The organism is Dietzia sp. DQ12-76, assembly GCF_014145045.1.
Taxonomy (GTDB): domain Bacteria; phylum Actinomycetota; class Actinomycetes; order Mycobacteriales; family Mycobacteriaceae; genus Dietzia.
Genome location: NZ_JAALDV010000317.1, coordinates 8,647 through 11,467, shown reverse-complemented (window position 1 = coordinate 11,467; position 2,821 = coordinate 8,647). Strand labels below are relative to the sequence as shown.

The window sequence follows — 2,821 nt, the reverse complement described above, 5'->3', positions numbered from 1 at the left end:
TGGGAGACGTTGCGGACGCCCTGGTCGCCGACGGACCACGGGGCCGAGTGGATGTAGATGCCGTCGTAGCTCAGCCGGACGGCGTCGTGGACGATCGAGTCGTACCCGCCGTTCTCGATGCGCAGCCCGAAGGCCTCGGAGTTCATCCGGACCTGCCGTCCGCGCTGCCCGGTGTAGTACACGCCGTTGTAGGTCTCCCAGCCGCGCATCCCGGCGGAGGCCCGCATGGTGCGCACGTGCTGGCCGTTCCGGGTGACGGTGACGAGTTTGGTGCGGTCGTCGTACTCCGAGATCAGCGCGTCACCGGTGCGGAACGCCTGCTGCCGCTTGCCGCCGGCCCAGACGGTGACCGAGGTGTTGACCGGCCAGAAGGAGTGCGGGCGCCACCGGACCTCGGAGTTGTTGACCCAGTAGAACTTCCCCGCCACCGGGGGCTCGGTGCGGATGCCGAGCGTGGCCTCCGCGCGGGCCCGGTCCGCGATGGGCCGGTCGAAGAAGAACATGACCGGCTGCGCCACGCCCACGATCTCGTTCTGCGTGGGGAAGACGTTGACGTCACCGTATTCGGGCGCGGGACGATCGGGGCCGATCACCGGGTAGGTGAGCACCGGCATCGCCCCTACTCCCGGAATGAGCGGGGTGGGCAGCGGTGCGTTCTCCAGTTGCGGGATTCCGGGCGGGCTCGGCGGCATCACGGACTGCGCGTTCGCCCCCGGGGCGAGCCCCAGGACGAGGGCGGCCGCGGCGAGGATCGCGGTGAGGGCCGGGATCCGGGGCGAACGGGTCATTGCTACTCCTGGGGATGGCGGAGACGAGGGGCTCCTCTCAGCCTAGGCGGAGGGCTCTCTTAGGGTGTCGCGCTCTGTGCCGATTGTGTTTCACCCCGACCCGAGGGTGATCGACTCAGTAGTTCCAGTCGCCCTGACCGTCGAACTCCCCGAACTGCCGACCCGGTCCGCCCACCACGATGAACGGGTCGCCGTTGCGGGTGTTGTCGTAGTACCAGGCCGCGTCCTCGGGACTCAGGTTGATGCAGCCGTGGGAGACGTTGCGGACGCCCTGGTCAGCGATCGACCACGGGGCGGAGTGGACGAAGATGCCGTCGTAGCTCAGCCGCACCCCGTTCTCGACGGTCGTGTCGTATCCGCCCGCCGTCCTGGCCAGTCCCCAGGTGGAGGAGTCCATCCGGACCTCACGCGCACGCCAGCCGTTGTAGTAGACGCCGTTGTGGGTGGGGTAGGAGTCCCGCCCGGCGGACGCCCTCATCGTGCGGACGACCTGTCCGTTGCGCGTGACGGTGACCAGGTGGGTGGCGTCGTCGTAGGTCGAGACGACCGCGTCGCCGGTGCGGAAGGTGTTCTCCCGGCCGCCGGCCCACACGGTGACCGCCGTGCCCGCGGGCCAGAACTCGTGGGGCCGCCATCGCAACTCGGCGTCGCCGACCCAGTAGAACTTCCCCTGGACGGCCGGTGCCGTCCGGATCCCGACGGACGCCTCCGCCCGGGCGCGGTCGGCGACGGGACGGTCGAACCGGATCATGACGGGTTGCGCCACCCCCACGGTCTCGTCGCGGGTGGGGTAGACCGACGCCACCGGTTCCACCGCGGGGCGCGGCGGTGCCGGCACGGGGATCGTGAGGACCGGTTGCGAGGCCACCCCGGGAACCTGGGGGAGGGGCGCCGATTCCAGGCCGGGGAAGGAGACGGACTGCGCTGACGCGGCGGGGGCGAATCCGGCGGTGAGACCGGTGGCCAGGCCGGTCGAGACGAGGAGGGACGCGAGGAAGCGGGTTCGGCGGGACATCGTTCTCCTTCGGGCCGCGGTCAGACGGGCACTGGTGACGTTTCGGACGGGGACGGGGCGAGCCACTGAGGCGGTGGGTGAATTCGCAGGACTCAGCTTAACCTCAATTGTCGCACAGGAAACATGCGTAACAGAACCGTGCGAGCTCGGTGGATGCGGCGGTGGACGTGTGGGCGTCGGGCGGGGGCGGTCCTGTCGGGCCCGGACGGAGGGGTCGGATAGGAGAGGGTTGGTTCCATCGTTTGTTGGTAACAGTGTTCACAAAACCGCAGGTGAGCCCGCCGGCTCCCGTTACTGACCAGAAGTCAACAGTAGAACTGCAGTTCATGGGCTTGCCAGTGGAACGAGTGCAACATAGAGTTCGACCAGTCACCGGCCGGGGGGGCGGTGGCGAGGTGAAGAACAGATGAGGGGCTGTTACTTCACACTGAGGGGCCGGTTTCATTACCGGGGCACCTGGGGGGGTGTCGGCCCGCCGCCTTCCGGGGCGCGCGAGGAAACCGGAAGGCGCGATGCGCAGTCCGTTGAATGGGAACGGCGTCGGATGCTGAGGGGCTCCGGCGCCGTTCCCGATTTCCGCTAGAGAGTCAGTCGAGGATGTGCTCGGCGACCCTGTGCAGACCCTCGAGCGCTCGCGCCTCGGCGTCGGCCGATCGGGGCGTCTCCGGGCTGATCAGCGTGAGGTGCCACAGATCGTTGTCCGCGATGAGGATCGTGTGGACCTCGACGCCGCCGCCGGTGGGGGCCGCCGCGCAGTCGATGTACGCGGTGCCGAGTTCGGGGAGCACCGGCGCGGGGGCCTCGGGGGCGCCCGGCGGAGCGTCCTCGATCGAGGCCGACTCATCTCCGCGGATCTCCGAGCACGCGTATCGCACCCCCAGCAGTGCGGGCTGTCCTCGGAGTGCGGCCTGGGGCCCACCACGCGGCTTGACGACCCCGGCGGCGAAGGTATCGGGAATCTCGTCCCGGTCCGCGGCGGCGGTCCGGGGGGCCGCGGGCGAGGTCGTGGGCATGGGCT

2 protein-coding genes and 1 pseudogene are annotated in these 2,821 nt (G+C 69.7%); all 3 read right to left on the bottom strand.

Going from position 1 to position 2,821, the window contains the following annotated elements; all coding sequences use genetic code 11:
- Positions 1–788: L,D-transpeptidase (locus tag G6019_RS11300; RefSeq protein WP_182627606.1), on the bottom strand; the 788-nt coding region annotated here is incomplete at its 3' end.
- 115 nt (positions 789–903) lie between these two features.
- Complete coding sequence (locus G6019_RS11295; protein ID WP_182613053.1) at positions 904–1,803, bottom strand: L,D-transpeptidase; 900 nt, start codon at positions 1,801–1,803, stop codon at positions 904–906.
- Positions 1,804–2,390: 587 nt separating this feature from the next.
- A pseudogene (locus G6019_RS11290) lies at positions 2,391–2,821 on the bottom strand (hypothetical protein); the annotation flags it as partial.